Annotated in this window: 15 protein-coding genes; 4 read left to right on the top strand and 11 right to left on the bottom strand. The window is 59.0% G+C overall.

Annotated features, from left to right (window positions below; translation table 11 throughout):
• Positions 1-1,087 precede the first annotated feature (1,087 nt).
• From NW840_RS06370 to NW840_RS06360, 3 genes are all read left to right on the top strand, one after another.
• Entirely contained in the window at positions 1,088-1,306 is a 219-nt protein-coding gene (locus tag NW840_RS06370) for a hypothetical protein (RefSeq protein WP_414343167.1), read from the top strand.
• 43 nt (positions 1,307-1,349) lie between these two features.
• The gene (locus NW840_RS06365; protein WP_414343165.1) at positions 1,350-2,630 is read left to right on the top strand and encodes an MDR family MFS transporter; all 1,281 of its coding nucleotides are present in this window, start codon (positions 1,350-1,352) and stop codon (positions 2,628-2,630) included.
• A 131-nt stretch (positions 2,631-2,761) separates the two neighbouring features.
• Positions 2,762-3,130, top strand: coding sequence for a YccF domain-containing protein (locus NW840_RS06360; RefSeq protein WP_414343163.1), 369 nt, complete (start codon positions 2,762-2,764; stop codon positions 3,128-3,130).
• Positions 3,131-3,277: 147 nt separating this feature from the next.
• Here NW840_RS06360 and NW840_RS06355 read toward each other — a convergent pair whose 3' ends face one another.
• Together NW840_RS06355 and NW840_RS06350 are read right to left on the bottom strand one after the other, a co-directional pair.
• Entirely contained in the window at positions 3,278-5,632 is a 2,355-nt protein-coding gene (locus tag NW840_RS06355; RefSeq protein ID WP_414343162.1) for a transglycosylase domain-containing protein, read from the bottom strand.
• Between the two features lie 3 nt (positions 5,633-5,635).
• Complete coding sequence (locus NW840_RS06350; protein WP_414343159.1) at positions 5,636-7,573, bottom strand: serine/threonine-protein kinase; 1,938 nt, start codon at positions 7,571-7,573, stop codon at positions 5,636-5,638.
• A gap of 131 nt (positions 7,574-7,704) precedes the next feature.
• On the opposite strand from NW840_RS06350, the gene NW840_RS06345 reads away from it, so the two are divergent.
• Positions 7,705-8,622, top strand: coding sequence for a histone deacetylase (locus NW840_RS06345; RefSeq protein ID WP_414343157.1), 918 nt, complete (start codon positions 7,705-7,707; stop codon positions 8,620-8,622).
• 11 nt (positions 8,623-8,633) lie between these two features.
• On the opposite strand, the gene NW840_RS06340 is transcribed toward NW840_RS06345, so the two are convergent.
• From NW840_RS06340 to NW840_RS06300, 9 genes are all read right to left on the bottom strand, one after another.
• Positions 8,634-9,353, bottom strand: a complete 720-nt coding sequence (locus NW840_RS06340) for a PP2C family protein-serine/threonine phosphatase (protein WP_414343154.1) — start codon at positions 9,351-9,353, stop codon at positions 8,634-8,636.
• The gene (locus tag NW840_RS06335) at positions 9,353-11,056 is read right to left on the bottom strand and encodes an ABC1 kinase family protein (RefSeq protein ID WP_414343151.1); all 1,704 of its coding nucleotides are present in this window, start codon (positions 11,054-11,056) and stop codon (positions 9,353-9,355) included. The genes NW840_RS06340 and NW840_RS06335 overlap by 1 nt, the downstream gene beginning before the upstream one ends.
• 29 nt (positions 11,057-11,085) lie before the next feature.
• Entirely contained in the window at positions 11,086-11,397 is a 312-nt protein-coding gene (locus tag NW840_RS06330) for a DUF6825 family protein (protein WP_414343148.1), read from the bottom strand.
• A gap of 124 nt (positions 11,398-11,521) precedes the next feature.
• A complete protein-coding gene (locus NW840_RS06325; protein ID WP_414343146.1) occupies positions 11,522-12,247 on the bottom strand; it encodes a phycobilisome rod-core linker polypeptide in 726 nt (241 codons plus the stop codon).
• A 57-nt stretch (positions 12,248-12,304) separates the two neighbouring features.
• Entirely contained in the window at positions 12,305-12,946 is a 642-nt protein-coding gene (locus tag NW840_RS06320) for a HEAT repeat domain-containing protein (RefSeq protein ID WP_414343143.1), read from the bottom strand.
• A 75-nt stretch (positions 12,947-13,021) separates the two neighbouring features.
• On the bottom strand, positions 13,022-13,792 hold the full coding sequence (locus tag NW840_RS06315) for a HEAT repeat domain-containing protein (RefSeq protein WP_414343141.1): 771 nt from the start codon (positions 13,790-13,792) through the stop codon (positions 13,022-13,024).
• Positions 13,793-13,865: 73 nt separating this feature from the next.
• The gene (locus NW840_RS06310) at positions 13,866-14,135 is read right to left on the bottom strand and encodes a phycobilisome linker polypeptide (protein ID WP_011432575.1); all 270 of its coding nucleotides are present in this window, start codon (positions 14,133-14,135) and stop codon (positions 13,866-13,868) included.
• A 315-nt stretch (positions 14,136-14,450) separates the two neighbouring features.
• Positions 14,451-14,939: a phycocyanin subunit alpha gene (locus NW840_RS06305; RefSeq protein WP_414343139.1), complete on the bottom strand. Its 489-nt coding sequence runs from the start codon at positions 14,937-14,939 to the stop codon at positions 14,451-14,453.
• Positions 14,940-15,084: 145 nt separating this feature from the next.
• Positions 15,085-15,606, bottom strand: a complete 522-nt coding sequence (locus NW840_RS06300; RefSeq protein ID WP_414343171.1) for a phycocyanin subunit beta — start codon at positions 15,604-15,606, stop codon at positions 15,085-15,087.
• Positions 15,607-15,810 lie beyond the last annotated feature (204 nt).

The following is a 15,810-nucleotide window of genomic DNA, read 5'->3' as shown; positions in this document are numbered from 1 at the left end:
CGGAGTCCTTACCTCGCGGTCGGGCATTCCTGCCCCACGCCACTTGTCTGGGTCTACAACCCCCGACAGAACAACTGGACAGGCGGTTCCCCTTCCCCAGCCTCCCCCCTAGGCACTGCCAGCTCGCAAAACAACCTCTAATCCACCCAGCACAGTTCCCAAGGCTGAGGCTGAGTCCCGATGCACCCGGTACCGGCATTCAGGGCACTGAGGCCCCCCGACGGCCCAGCTGTTGCTAACCATCCCCCAGCACTTGCAACCGATTTGGCCGCTTCCTTTGGGGTCAACCTTGGCAAAGTCCACCCCACCCTTCCAGCAAACCCACTCCAGAAGGCAGAGAATCTATCCCCAGGCAGCCTCGACGCAATCCTTGGGCAACATCCCCCTTGCCCAGCCCTTGGCCTTGAGGTCTTCCACAAAGATCTTCCACAAAGAAAAGATAGAGAGGGTCTGCCCTCGGTCTCAACGCCAATGGGCCCTCTGGAAATGAAACTCTTGGCAACCATTGGCAATGCCCTGCTGCATCCTGGCAACCTGCAGTGGTGCTCTCTTCCAGTGGCAAGACCCCTGCTGTTTTCTCGCCCCCCTGGGTTGCAGCCTTCTCAGCTGGCCTTGCAGGGCTTTGAAGCCCTTGGGCCGTTCCCAAAAGCGCCCTCTGAAGTCGTCAGGAATTGCTCCAAAACCAGGTCAATCCCCGTCGTCCGCCCGTGAGCTGGTTTGTTGGGAGGCATCTGGATAAGCCCAGTACTTGTAGGTTACCGCCAGCATAAGTAGGCTTTACTACAGATTTCGCTCAGGGGTATGGCGGGGATCCATGTATCCCAGTGCTCACCCTGCGGCTAGAGCATGGGACCTATTGCCCCCGCACCCCCGTTAGTTAAAATTGTTGGTACTAGAACTGTAAGGCACAGCTTCTTCTAGCTTTGTCCAGGTTTGCGGCTGAGCTACAGGTGCTCTGTTGTGGGCAAAGGGAACTTGCGCCTCGGCTGCAGCAAGCAAGATGGGGGTTGGCTTCCTGCTCAGCAGGTTTTGGGAAAGGTTGAAGGTTTTAAGTTGGCTCAGAAGAGGACTGGGTGTTTTGGGGCAGATGAAAAGTAGCTTAGTGCAGCTCGATTATCGAGTTTATAAGTTGGCGCGGCTGTTGAGCGAATATTTGGAGTTGGGGAAATGGGTTGCCCTGTCTGCTGGCTCGCTGGGTGAAGAGCCTTCTGGCAACGAACATCAAGCCTGGCTGCACAAATTTTCAGTTTACTTGTTAGAGCAGGCTCCTTGCCCTGGCCTCAAGGATCGGGATCCCGTAGGCTAGGTAGGCCCTCCCCTGCTGCACTCAACATCCTGCTGCACTCAACATGTGGATCCCTTCTTGGTGGCCGAAGCTCAGTTTTCAGGTTTGGCTGATCTTTATCGGTCGGCTGCTTTCCCAAACTGGAACCGGCTTTACCTTGTTTTATGCCAGTCTCTTTTTTGTGAATCAGGTGGGGCTGACCGCCACCCAAGTGGGCCTGGGGCTAGGCATTATGGCTTTTGCCGGGGTGTTTGGCCGCATCCTGGGCGGCTCGATGGCCGATGGAGCTTGGGGGCGCCGTTCCACTTTGATCCTCTCTCTGGCTATTTCCACCTTGGGGTCGTTTGGGTTTGCGCTCTCCTATGACTTCTGGAGTTTTGCCCTGGCCAATATGGCTGCAGGCTTGGGGCAGGGGTTGTACTGGCCGCCTGCGGAAGCGATTGTAGCAGATCTAACCACTCGTGAGCAGCGCAACGAAGCCTACGCTCTCAACCGTCTGGGGGATAACCTGGGCCTCAGCCTTGGGGTGGCTATGGCCAGCACGCTGGTGGCTCTGACGGGGGCCTATCGGCTCTTGTTTGTAATCGACGGTGTCACTTTTCTAATCTTTCTGGCAGTACTTTGGTTTTTTATCCGGGAAACTCGGGCGACTTGTCCGGCAGCAGAGCCTGTGTTGGCAGGTTGGAAAACCGCCCTTAGAGATCGCTCCCTTTTGGTGTTTGGCCTGTCGAATATCCTGTTCACCACCTATGTGGCCCAGCTCAGCAGCAGCATGCCCCTTTACTTCCGCAATGGGGTAGGGATCCCAGAGGTGCAAATCGGCATTTTGTTTGCCTTACATGGGGCCTTGGTTGCTCTGCTGCAGATGCCGGTGGCCCGTTGGCTGAATCGCCGGACGCGCATCCAAGGGTTGCAGGGATCCGCCCTGATGTGGGGGGTGGGATTTCTTTTGGTTTGGCTTAGCGGTCTGGCGGCGGAATTGGGGGCTCCGGCCCCGGCGGTGGCAGTCTTGGCGCTGGCGGTGCTCTCTTTGGCGTTGGTGAGCTACAACCCCTCTGCCTCTGCTTTGGTGGCGGATTTGGCGCCGGATCACTTGCGGGGGGTGTATCTGTCGGTCAACTCCCTCTGCTGGGCGGCGGGGTTTGCTCTTGGCCCAATGATTGGGGGGATGGCCTTGGACTTGCCGCAACCGTGGGCAAGCGGGTTGTGGATCTTTTGGGTGATCACCGTCAGTTGGGTTTGGGGGATCCTCCGCTTTCTGAACCGCATTCTGCCCTGCAAGGTGAATAGGGCCGCAGTGCCTCCGGTGATGGAGCCCGCTCCCCTCGGTGACGCAGAACGCTAGAGCCCAGGAAAGAAGCAGATTTTGGGATCCCAGTCTTGGCCAACAGCTGGTTAGAGTATGGATGTCGAACAGGAAGGCTAGTTCTGCTCTTGTAGCCTGCAATTTGGTCTCAACGGTGGAGGATCTGAATCATGAGCTTGATTGGCAACATCATCTGGCTAATCTTCGGGGGTTTGCTGACAGGTTTGGGCTACATCTTAGGAGGACTGAGCCTTTGCCTGACAATCATCGGCATTCCCTTTGGCTGGCAGAGCATCAAACTGGGGTTTGCAGTGCTTGCCCCCTTCGGAAAGGAAGTGGTGGAGTATCCCGATGCCAACAGCCCGCTGCTGCTGATCTTTAACGTCATCTGGCTATTGCTGTTTGGCTGGCCGTTGGTGCTTAACCATCTCTTCTGGGCTGTGATTCTGGCAATCACCATTGTTGGGATCCCCTTTGCCAAACAACACATGAAGTTAATTATTTTGTCGTTGTTGCCCTTTGGCCGAGATCTGCGCTGAGAAAGTGGGTGAACCTAGATTGTGGGTTTATTGAGGGGTACGGCCAAACTGGTTATTAGGCATTTCTCACTTGGGATGCAGGAGAGTTTTCTGTCGGGTTGTCAGGATTTGGGGTTGCCAATTGCCAAGGCTGCTCTCGGAGTTGCTCTATTGAACCATCGTCAAACTATTGGTAATGACTTGCCTCGTGTAATTTCCCCAAGTTTGAGCAGCTATGCTGCTGCTTCCTCGTGTTGGGCTGGAGTCATCATTGCCCAACCAAACGCCGGTCACCAGAGGAGGGTTGGGCGTGTAGCCGATAAAGAGCAGATCCTTGTTGGCGGTGGTGGTGCCGGTTTTACCGGCTTCTCCAATGCCGAGCCGGGCAGCAGTGCCGGTGCCGGAGCTGATCACCCCTTGCAGTACGGCTGTCATCTGTTGGGCGACGGTTTCTGGCAGGACAAGTCGCTGAGAACGGGGATCCTCCCGACCAGGGTAAATCTCACGGCAGGTGCGAAAGTCGTTGGGGTTGGCGCAATCGCTGCTATCCAAGATGCGGCGGATGGTGTGGGGCCTTGACCAAAGGCCACGATTGGCAAAAGGAGTGAAGGCTGCTGTCAACTCCAGCAAGTTCACCTCCATGGTGCCAATCACCATAGAAGGATAGGGTTGCAACGGCGATTGGATGCCCATTTGCCGGGCCGTCGCCACCACTTGCTCTAGACCTACTTGTTGGGCCAACCGCAGGGCAATCACGTTTTCGGAGAGGATCAGGCCGCGGGCCAAATCCATAGGGGCCGATCCCGAGCGACAGCCCCGAAAGGTGAGGTTGCCCCAGGTGAGGGGCTCGCAAGACAACACTTGGGAGAGAGGGATCCCCTGGGTGAGGGCAGCCGCATAGGTGAACACTTTGAAGGTGGAGCCCGGCTGCCTTTGAGCTTGGGTAGCCCGGTTGAAGGGGCTGGCGTTGTAGTCGATCCCGCCCACCAAAGCCAGCACTTCGCCGTTGCGGCTGTCGAGACTGACCAAAGCGCCTTGGCTGAAGCCCAAGCGGGATCCCGACTCGCGCACCGTTTGGGCCAGGACTTGCTCTGCCAAACGCTGGTAGGGCAAATGCACCGTGGTTTCGATGATGAAGTTGCCCTCTGCCGAGAGGTCTTGGCCCAAGAGCTGCCGCAGCTCCTGGAAGACGGCACTGTAAAAGTAGGGAGCAACTGTCGAGGTTTGGGAGCGCAAATGGGGGTTGAGGGTGAGGCGACTGCGCCGGGCCCGCCGAATCTCCTCTTCGGGGAAGACTTTCAGCTCGCTCAGGCGATCCAACACCCGATCCCGGCCTCGAACGGCGGCATCATAGTTGGCGACAGGGTTAAAGGCATTGGGCGCGGGCAAAATGGCCGCCAGAGTCGCAGCTTCGGAAAGGCTGAGCTGGCGGCTTGGGATCCCGAAATAGAACTGGGCAGCAGTTTCAAAGCCGTAGATGCCGTTGCCCAGGTAAACATTGTTGAGGTAGAGAGCGAGGATTTCGTCTTTGCTGTAGCGCTGTTCCAGCTTCAGGGCGGCGACGGCCTCCCGCAGCTTGCGCCCGAAGGTGTTGCCGGAGCCGGTGTAGTCCCGCAGCACGGTGCGGGCCAGTTGTTGGCTGATGGAGCTGCCCCCCTGCTGCACTTCCCCCGAGCGCAGGTTCACCCAAAAGGCGCGGGCAATGCCCAGCAGATCCACCCCAAAGTGGGAGTAAAAGCGGTGATCTTCAGCGGCGACCACCACCTTGGGCAAAATCGGCCCAAAAGCTTCCAGGTCGGGCAGCTCCCGGTAGGTGTCCCCCTGATGGCGGCGCAGCTCCGTCTGCTGATCCCCGGCCAGGACGATCAGGGGGTTGCGATCTGCGGAGAGGGGTGGCTCCACTGAGAACTTGCTCCACTCATGGCCGATCCAAATCCTCGCCCCCAGCCCCAAGACCACCATCAGGATGAGGCAGCCGCGCACCCCATACACCTGTGGTGGGGGTGGATCCAGCACTTGAATCCAGACGCTCTCCGGATCCCGGGGCGGGCCAAGGCTCAGTTGCTGGCCATGCCGCAAGATCACCCGGCGCACCCGCTCGACACCACCGAAGGGTTTGAGGCGGAAAACGCCGTTGGTCGAGTCTTGATCTTCTAGCTGGTAGCGACCGGCATTCCACCCCAGCCAGTAGAGAATAGGGGGCAACGGGATCCGCCAACCCAGACCGGGCAGGCGCCAATCCGGGCGGGGACGGATGTGGGCGTGGAGATGGCTCACCGCGGGGGCAGGGATGCGAATGGTGGCCACCGTCTGGCTGCGACCGAGAATGTCGGATCCCTTCAGGGCAACCACCTGGGGGGGCTCTCCTGGGCAGGTAATCCGCAGGCGCACCGGGCGCTTGGGGGGAGGAGGTTCGGGGGGTTTGAGGAGAGCTGTAGGCCCGACAGGGAAAGGCCTCGCCAGAGTTTTGAAGAGGCGAGCGACGGTGCTCAACAGCGGCTTTTTGTCTTCAGAAGCAGACATGGCTCAGTCCCCCCGCAATTCGCGCGCACGGCGCAGCAGCTCCTGCATGGTCTGGCCGGGCCGAGGGCCGCCCGCTGCCGAATGGGGGTTAGGAGCTTTACGAGGCTGGGCAACAGGGGCAGTCGGGGGCAGGGTGGGAGAGGAGGGGGAAGGTGGTGGAGCACCGCTGGGCAGCGTGGGATCCCAGAGGGCCATGTAAAGATGGCCTTGGGCGTTGCGTTCGATCCTGCCGGCCCAGGGGCCAACGCGGAATTGCACTCGCCCGGAACGTCCCTCGCGCACAGCTCGCAGTTCCCGCTGCAGTTGAGCAGGCAAGGGGGCTTGCAGCATATCCTCCAAGAGGCCTTCCACTTGCGGGGTGGGTACGCCAGCGGTGACGGTGGCTTCGGTTTGCCGCAGGGCCAGGCTGGATTCGTCGTAGGTGAGGCCCAAGTCCACCCCGCCAAAGCGGTACAGGTCGTACACGGTATTGGGCCAAGCGCCCTGCCCCTGCTGGCTGGGCGATCCCAGGCCGGCTCGTACCGTCTCGCGGGAAGTCTCCAGGGGAAAGGCGCGAAACACCGGCTCGCTCCTGTTGTAGGGTTCCAGCTCCGGCGCGGGATCCCGCCGTCCGTTCTGCTCTGAAGCCAAAACAAGGAACTCAGGGATCCCCTCCAGCGGCGGCTCCTCGCTCGAACCACTCTCCTCAGACAGGGGATGGGCATTCTCTGGGGCAATGGGATCTTCCACTGCCGGACGAGATCCTGGCCCGGAAACACGGGGGGCCGAGGGGCGCTGCAGCAACTGTCCCCATTGCCAACTCACCAAAACCCAGCCCAGCAGCCCGCCCATCAGAAAGGGAATCAGGCGCACCCAAAGCAGGGATCCCCCGTTCTCGACCTCCGTGGCCGCCGTCAAGGGCCTGAGCCGCAGAGTACCTGATGCGGCCAAGGGCGGCGCAACAGCAGTGGGGTCTCCAGAAAGTGGGCCAGAGGCAACACTTCCAGAGGAGATCAGCGGAGATTGAAGGGCAACGGTCTCTGGAGATCCTTTTTGGGATCCCTGTGCTCTGGCTTGAATGTGCTCCAGCTCCGTCAACACGTTAGCCACCGATTGCGGGCGGGCGGCAGGATCTTTGGCCAGGCAACTGAGGATCAAGTCGGATAAACCGGCGGGCAGCGGAAACTTCAGTCCCCAGTCTTCTAGAGGGATGGGCCGGTGCTTGTGGTGGGCCTGGTACCAGCCCGGGAAAGATTCGGTGGTGGGCTTGAGGGGCATCTGGCCAGACACCATCTGGTACAGCATGATCCCGAAGCTGTAGATATCGGAACGGGCGTCCAGCGGCAACCCTTCCAGCTGTTCCGGGGAAGAATAGGCCAGCGTTCCCAGGTAGGCATGGGTAAAGCTCAAAGATTCATGGCTGTTGAGCAGCTTGGCAATGCCGAAATCCACCAGCTTCGCCAGTTCCCCAAAACTGTCATCGGCCACCACGATCACATTGGCCGGCTTCAAATCGCGGTGGATCACCTGTACCCTTTGCCCTTCCATGAGGATCCCCTCGTGGGCTGCTTTCAACCCCAAGCCAATTTGACGGGCCAGCCGGAAGAAGCGCTCCAAAGGCAAAGCCCCTGCGGCCAGAATATCCTTGAGGGTTTGGCCGTTCAGGTATTCCATCACATAGAAAGGCACCTCATCGGGGGTAAGGCCATAGTCATTGACTTTGACAATGTGCAGGCTTTTTTGGCCCAAAGCCGCGCAGGCTTTCGCTTCCCGTTCAAAGCGCAGGCGGGTGCGCTGATCCATTGCCGGCTGGGAAAGCAGCTTGACGGCCACTTCCACCCCACCAAAGAGCAAATCTTGAGCCAAATAGACTCGCCCCATGCCTCCCTGTCCCAGCAGATGTACGAGTCGATAACGCTGAGCCAAGAGGCGGCCCAAAAAGGGATCCGACGCAGTAAACATAGGGAATCGCGGCGGTACAGAGAACAGGTTTGCAAGAGTCTCGAAGGGATCCGGCAGGAGCGGGCTACCTCTACCATAAGCACTGGAGCCGTTATAGGCCATGCTCACCGCCGTCAATTCGATTGCCCTTGATGTCTTTGCCAATTGTTTACCACCCCGACTACAGTGCCCCCCTGCCGCCGGGCCATCGCTTTCCCATGCCGAAATTTCGCCTCTTGCAAGAGCTGCTGCTGCGGGAAGGGGTGATCCGCCCCCAGCAAGTGCACCACCCTGAGCTGCCCCCTCTCGCCTGGATTGAGTCGGTACATACCCCTGAGTACGTCAGGGCCTACTGTGAGGGATCCCTGGAAGCCAAATTGCAGCGGCGTATCGGCCTGCCCTGGAGCCCAGAGCTGGTACAGCGCACCTGTCGAGCGGTGGGCGGCACCATCCTGACTGCCCAATTGGCCCTGCGCCATGGCTTGGCCTGCAACACCGCCGGCGGCACCCACCATGCCTTCCCCGCCTACGGCTCCGGCTTTTGTATCTTCAACGACCTGGCCATTGCCGCCCAAGTCCTGCTGCAGCAAGGGCTGGTGCAAAGGCTCTTGATCGTGGATCTGGATGTCCATCAAGGAGATGGCACTGCTTGGATCTTTCGCTCCGAGCCGCGGGTGTTCACCTTTTCCATGCACTGCGAGGCCAACTTCCCCGCCACCAAGCAGCAGAGCGACCTGGACGTGCCCCTGCCAGTAGGCATGGAAGATGAAGCCTATCTCCAGACTTTGGCCGACCACTTGCCCGATCTGTTGGCTCAGGTGCGCCCTGACCTGGTGCTCTACGATGCCGGTGTGGATCCCCACGAGGAAGATCTCCTGGGCAAGCTGGCCCTTAGCGACCAGGGCCTGTTTCGGCGGGACATGCAAGTGCTGAACACTTGTCTAAAGCAGGGCTATCCTGTCGCCTGCGTCATCGGCGGCGGCTACGGCAAAGACCTCAACCGCCTCGTGTATCGCCACTCCCTGCTGCACCGGGCTGCCAGCGAAGTGTACCGCCAATACCGTCTTTAGCCGGGCGCAAACTAGGCGTATTCGGCAATCACTACTGTGATGTTGTCTCGCCCGCCCCGCTCTTTGGCCGCCTCGATGAGCTTTAGGGGAAGTTGCTCCAAATCTTCCACCTGCAGGCAATACTCGATGATCACTTCGTCGTCTAACTCCTCCGTCAGGCCGTCGCTACACAACAGCAGGCGATCCCCCGGACGCACGGTAATCGGCTGCACAGAAGGCGGCCCCGCATCAGGCCGGCCCAGGCAGCGCTCGAGAATATGTCGCCAGGGGTGAATCCGGGCCTGCTCGTAGGTCAACTCCCCCAGTCGAATGGAGCGAGCCACTAAGGTGTGATCCTCGGTCATTTGCTGCATCTCGGATCCCCGTAGGCGATAGAGGCGAGAATCACCGATGTGAGCACTCCAGCAGTTGCCCTTGGGATCCACCATGGCCACCACCACCGTAGTGCCCATGTCTGCCCGCTCTGGATTTTCCCGCTGATCCTTGAGGATGGCACTGTTGGCTGCTTCTACGGCTTCGCTGAGCAACCGGGGTGCCGGCACGTTTTTCCAGCCTCGATCCAGATATTCTCGGATGGTCTCGACAGCCAACAGGCTGGCTGTAGCCCCGGCAGCATGTCCTCCCATACCATCGGCAACAATAAAATAGCGCCCCTCTGGATCGCAGTAGCAGGCATCTTGATTGCTGCTGCGGATCTTGCCGGGATCCGTAGCGCAGGCATATCGTCGCATCACATCAATCGCTCTGACCGATTCAACCTTAAGAGTACTCTGATTAAAGCAAGAGCAGCGAGGGCAGCCAAAACCAAAGTGATAACCGTTAAGGTAGCATGTCCGGCCAAAAAGAGCTGAGTTGCGCTCAAAAAAAAGGCCGCAAACAACACCCCGTAAATGACTCCCAGCCCGGTGTTGTTCAGCTTGCGCAGCAAGCGCTCCGTCTCGCTGGATCGCACCCGCAGGCGCAGCTCCCCTTGTTCTATCTTGCTCAAGGTCAATTCGATCCGGCGGGGCAAGCTGAGGCTGCTGCTGGTGAACTCAGCCGCTTGACGGCCAACCTGGGCCAAGAGGGTCTCAGTCTTGCTTCCGTTTAAACTCATCAGCTCTTCCGCAAAGGGTTTGGCCACCTCCATAAAGTCGAACTCCGGATCCAACCCTTTCCCCAATCCCTCCAGCGTGGTCAGGGCCCGCATCACAAAGGTGAAGGTAGCCGGAAAGCGAAACGGCTGATCGTAGGCCAGCTCGTAAAGGTCTTCGCTAATGGCCGCCACCGAGATTTCTCCCGAGTTGCTGGAAAAGGGTTTGTCCATAAAGTGATCCAGCATGTACTGCACCGAGCGGCGCACCGGAGCCAGATCGGCGGTGGGCACCAGCACCCCCAGTTCCACCAGCGAGGCCACCACCTGATCGGCATTTTTGGAGACCACACCTGCCAGCGTGCCCATCAGCTTTTCTTTCACATCGGAGCGCAGGCGGCCCATCATGCCGAAGTCGTAGAAGATCAACGTGCCATCGGGCTTCACGGCAATGTTGCCGGGGTGGGGATCGGCGTGAAAAAAACCATCCTTGAGCAGTTGCCGCAGATAAGCCTCTGCCCCCAGACGAGCCAAAACCTTGCGATCCAACCCTGCCGCACTCAAGGCTTCGTAATCGCTGATTTTGATCCCCGGCAGGTATTCCAATGTCAACAGGCGAGGAGAGGTGTAACGCCAATACACTTTGGGAACAGCAATTTGCGGCATATCCCGAAAGTTGCGACGGAAGGTATCGGCATTGCGGCCCTCATTGAGGTAATCCACCTCTTCCCAGAGGGTGCGCCGACACTCTTCGTAGATGCCGATCCAGTCGCGGCCCGGCCCGCCCCAAGAGGTGCGATACTGAAAGAACTCGGCAATCCCACGGCAGATCTCCAAATCGATGGTGAACAGCCGGGTCAGCCCCGGACGCTGCACCTTCACCACCACCTCTTCCCCGGTTTTGAGCTTGGCGCGATGCACCTGCCCCAAGCTGGCAGCGGCCAAAGGGGTGGGATCAAAGTAGCTGTAGATTTGGGTTATCGGCCTGCCCAGCTCCTGCTGCACAATCGCCGCCACCTGTTCGTAGCTGAAAGCAGGCACCCGATCCTGCAGCTTGGAGAGCTCCTCGACATATTCCGAGGGGAAGAGATCGGCGCGGGTGGAGAAAAACTGCCCTACTTTAATAAAAGTAGGGCCTAAGTTAAGCAGCGTTTCGCGGATCCAAATGGCTCTGGCCCGGCGGCGCTTGGCCTTTCGCTCAGGCGTGGGTTGCCCCCCATAGCTCCAAGCCTGCTGATCCAGCCAAAGGTAAAACAGCCAGGTGAGCACAAATCGCCAAATGTCCAGCATGCGGCCCTGGCGAGTATAGTTCTCCCGGGCCCAGCGGTAGGCGGTATAGGGCTTGACGGGTTGTGATCCCAAAGAAGTCCGGGATCCCAAAAGGCTCGCGTTCAAGCGTTTCGACTCCGGTACTTCTGCAACTCGGAGCGCAGCTGCGCCACTTCCGCCCGCAAGTCGTCCAGAGTTGCCTGCAAATCTTCTGTCTGGAAAGGCAGCGGCACCCTTTCCTGGGCGGCCATGGATGCTTCTGCCTCAGCCCGGGTCATGACATCCTGGGCAAAGGTTTGCCAGCCCTCCTGCAGCTCAGCCCACACCTTGCCCACTTCCCCGGCAATATCGGTGAGGGCGCTTTCCAAACGCTCGCGCAGAACGTCTGCCACAGCCTTGCCGACAAAAAAAGCCTGCACAACCGGATTCTTCATGCGACCCAAGTGTTAAGAAGCATCACCCAGATTATAACGAATCCTGCTCAAACACAGCGGCGAGCCGACCCACCCGAACAGCAGCGGATCGATCGGCCCGGCGGATTGGGGAGTTCGTCCAGTCCTAGCGGCGGTTGGTGGTCATGTCAGGGATCTTCAGATCGAAGACGCTGATGTTTTGCCGTGCAGCCGGCTTGGGATTGAGCATGCGGGCCATGTTGAGGAAGTTTTCTGGATCCCCGGGTTTGGGAGGACGGGTGAGACGATAGGTGCGCACCACTTCCCGCGTCGAGCGCTTCACGCCGGAGACATCGCGCCAACGAGCTCCATAGCGGGGGGTTACCAGGTTGGCGGGCTTTTCCGACAGGCGACGGCGTTGGTAAGGCACCACATCGTCCCCAAAGGCGGCATTGTACTCTTCGCTATCCACCACAGCGTCGATGAAGCCATCTAGCCCCTTGGTGGCAACGATGATGGAGTACTTGATGCGCTCCTGTTGGCTGTAGGTGGGCCGACCCAAAAAGCGCTGGAAGGTGACCTCGATGAAGCGGTAGTTGTCGTTGGGAACCATGACCAGATCCCGGTACACCTCCGACTTGCCCAGGCCGCGCACAAACTCTTTGACCGAGATTGCCCCGTTGCGCAATTGGGACTCCAGAGCTTTTTGCCGATAACTCTCCAGCATCAGATGCTCGCTGAAGATCTGGCGATAGGCGGCGCGAATGATGTTGTCAATTCCTGTCGGGTCGTCAGGACGGTAGACCGGCGGGGTTTCGTCGCTGGCTACAAAGTAGCGAGGCACCCGTTCATTTTGGGTGGTGGGGCGATCGGCAAGCAACGGAAGAGACATAGGTGGTGCTCCTGAAAAAACGAGAAAAACCGAGAAAGACACACTAGAGCAGAGAAGCTAAGGCTCGGCAGCCAACTCCTGCCGGCTCATCTGGACGCGGAGAGGGATCAGAGGATCGGCATCTTCCAGGGCCATCTGGAGCGCAGCCTCGACTGAGGGGCGCAGAGATTGTTCACCCTGGCGAGCCAAGTCCGTCAGGGATCCAACGGCGGCGTAGCGGACTCCCCAATCGGCATCGGCAAGACATTGCCGCAACAGTTGCAAGGCTCGCTCTTGATCGAGCAAGGGCCGCTTGGCCGCCACTCGTCCTAGCCCACGGGTCGCCGCCCGTCGCACACTGGGGGCAAAGTCCGCTACAATGGCTTCCGCCAAAAAGGGGTAGGCATCCCCATGGCCAATACGGGCCAGAGCCCGCACCGAATAGGCCCGCGCCCCATAGTCAAAACCGTCAATATGGCTCAGCAAGGGCTGCACCGCGGCTTCCCCAAAGCGCAGCACCTCCTCCAGAGCAGCCTCCCCAACTGCAGGGCGATTAAACCCAAAGGCGCGAATTAAGATGGGGATCCCTTCCACTTGGCCCAAAGCGCCCAGCGCCCTCACCACCCGCAACAATTCCTCAGGCGACGTGGCCTGCTCCAATTCTGCTGCCAGTTGAGCCACAGCAATGGGAAACGCTTGAGCAGCCGAGGTGGAGGACATAAGCAACGAGTAGTCAAAGGTACAGTTGAAGCATCTGAAATGATCTAAATCAAAGGCACTGAGCGCCCCAAAATCCTAAAAGAGCCTCTCCAGTTGCGGAAGGATCGCTGCCGCCACCTGAGCCGGCGGTACCCGCCCCAACTGAAGCGCCACATCGAACAGCCGCTTCAGAGCATTGATGCGCAGGTTGAGAGCCACGTCGGCTGTGGCCAGCAGCGGCGCCCCCGCCACCCATCCCGATTCGGCCAGGTCGAACAAAGCGGCCTGTCGTAGGCTGGAGTTGGAGTGGGCCAGGAGCGCCACCAGGATTTGGGTCAGCTCCTCGGCTTGCGTAAAGCGATAGAGCACCCAAGCCGCTGCCGAACGCACCCGCTCAGAGGGATGGTTCAAAAAGGGCCGGATCGCTGCCTCAGCCTCGGTGGCCTGAAGCTGACCCAAGGCCTCGATAAGGGCTTCCCAGGGCTGCTCCTGCTCGCGGGACTGCAACAGTGCCAGCAAGGGATCCACTGCTCGCTTGTCCCCCAATTGAGCCAAGGCATAGGCAGCCTCTTCCCGCACATGAAAGTCGGTACAAGTGAGCGCCTCGATCAAACCGGGCACGGCCCGCACGTCCCCGATTTGCCCCAGGGCCTTAGCGGCATTGCGGCGCAGAGGATAGCCCCCCAAGGCGGTGCGATCCCGCTCATCCTGCAACGCCAAAAGCAGCAGCTCTACCCCCCTTGGATCCCGAACTGTGCCCAGGTACCAGGCAGCATAGTACCGATCTTGCAAGTCATCCCCCTGCAGCCGGGCTATCGCCTGCTCCCAAGTGAGCTGCTGCGGCAGCACCGCCGTGTTGGATGCCATACGAACCGTTGCAGAGCTGTTCATGACACCTGGGCAACCTTGCCGGTAACTTCAGTCGGCCGTCGGGCCTCCCTCACTCAGCAGCGCCGTTGCCCTGAGCGGGAGAGGCATTGGCTCCCGACAAGGCAGTGACCTGCACGATTTTGCCACCCATCCGCAGAATGCGCTGCATCTCGGCAGACAACCGACTGTAGGGAACGGTGGTGCTCAGGGTGCTACGGCGAACTTTGGCAGAGGTGGCCAGAGCATCGGGCGGGTTGAGCAGGCCGGTGTACTCAACTCGGTAAACCCGGCTGCCGGCTTCTGTCAGGGCTTCAGGGCTGGTGGTGCTTTGACCAAACATCGCTTTCCCCAGGTATCTATGAGACTTCGTTTGGAAGACAGGCAAACTGACCAGCGAACAAGCCGTACCGGCTATTCTCGCGAACCAGCACGCTGCCGTTGGGCAATGCCTACAATCCAAAGGCTAACTACCCCAGACTGGAGAGCAGGCGACCAACCCAACTGGCTTAAGAGAAGCCAAGGCGCCAAACCAACCTGGAAACAGGTGGAATAGACCTCTTTGGAGCCGTCGCCTGCTCTGGAGAGACACACAATTGGAAGACAAAGAAAGAGATCGTCCACTCCCAACAAGCAGGGATCTCTGCCCTGGGATCCCCTAGCTGAGGGCGTTGATGGCGTAATCGAAGTAGATGGCAGCTTCGTTGGCCGCTTGACCGCTCAGCATGCCCAGAGCGCGGCTCTTCATGTACTGCAGAGCCACGATGTACCAGCTGGGAGAGAGGTTAAAGGAGCGGTTCACTTCCCGCAGTCCGGCCACCAGGTATTCATCGAGGGGGCCGGTGCCACCCGCAACCAGAGAATAGGTAATGAAGCGGAGGTAGTAGCCGATGTCGCGGGCACACTTGGCTTGAAACACATCGCCGTGGCCCATTTCACCCGGCTGAGTCAGGTAAGGGAACCTCTTGAACACTTCCTGCACCGCTTCCCGCACCAGAGTTTGCTGGTTGTTGGTTAGGACACGGGCCGCTTCCAGAGAAGCAGCAGCACGCTGGTAACGACCATTCACGGCCTGCAGTTCGCTGGCATTCAGAAAACGCCCTTGATTGTCAGCGGAAGCAATCGCTTCAGTGATGACAGTTTTCACCTTGCAGCTCCTAAATTCATCGATTGTGTTGTTAATGGACGTTCTGTAGGAAAGGCGGACTGGATTTCCACCTGCCTATCAGAAATGAGGGATCTAACGGATCTCAATTCTGAAAGGAACGACCAAGCTGGCTTCGACCCAAAGCTCAAACGATGGCGGCAGCCGCCTTATCGAAGTAGCTGGCCACTTCGCTTTGCAGCGCCGAGCAGTCCCCAGGAGTGATGCCCTTCGGATCCATGATCTTGGCCAGCGCTTCCTTCTTCATAGCAGCAATGGCATTGGCCACAGAAGTGGTGGGCACCCCCAGAGCAATGTAGGTTTCCCGCAGGCCGTTCAGGCAGCGATCTTCCAGCACAGAGCTATCCCCGGCCAAGGTGGCATAGGTGATGTAGCGCAGGATGATCTCCATGTCCCGTAGGCAGGCAGCCATGCGGCGGTTGGTGTAGGCATTGCCGCCGGGAGCGATCAGATCTGGCTCTTGAGCAAACAAAGAGCGAGCTGCATTGGTTACGATTTGGGCGGCATTGCTGGTCATGCGGTTGACAGCATCTAGGCGCTTGTTGCCCTCTGCCACCAAAGCCGCCAAACGGTCAAAGTCTTGGTCACTTAAAAAGGCACCGCGTGCATCTGCCTGAGCGATCACCCGGGTAAAAGCATCTTGCATGATGGATCTCCTTCTGGTCTTTCCAAAAAGCGATGAGCGACTGGCTGAACCTCCCAAAAGCCGAATCCCAAGCTTTTTTGCGGGATTCTCTTTGACCCCCAAAAATCAAGGATTCCGTGGCAGCAGACCCCCCACCGAACCCCTAAATTTTTAGATAGGTCAAGAACCTCTGCGACTTTCAGACAGCCGAGCATCCAGCCTAATTTT

It is taken from the genome of Synechococcus sp. R5-13 (genome assembly GCF_047462015.1).
Classification (GTDB): domain Bacteria; phylum Cyanobacteriota; class Cyanobacteriia; order Thermostichales; family Thermostichaceae; genus Thermostichus.
The sequence above is the reverse complement of the archived record's forward strand: the minus strand, read 5'-3'. Positions and strand labels throughout refer to the sequence as shown.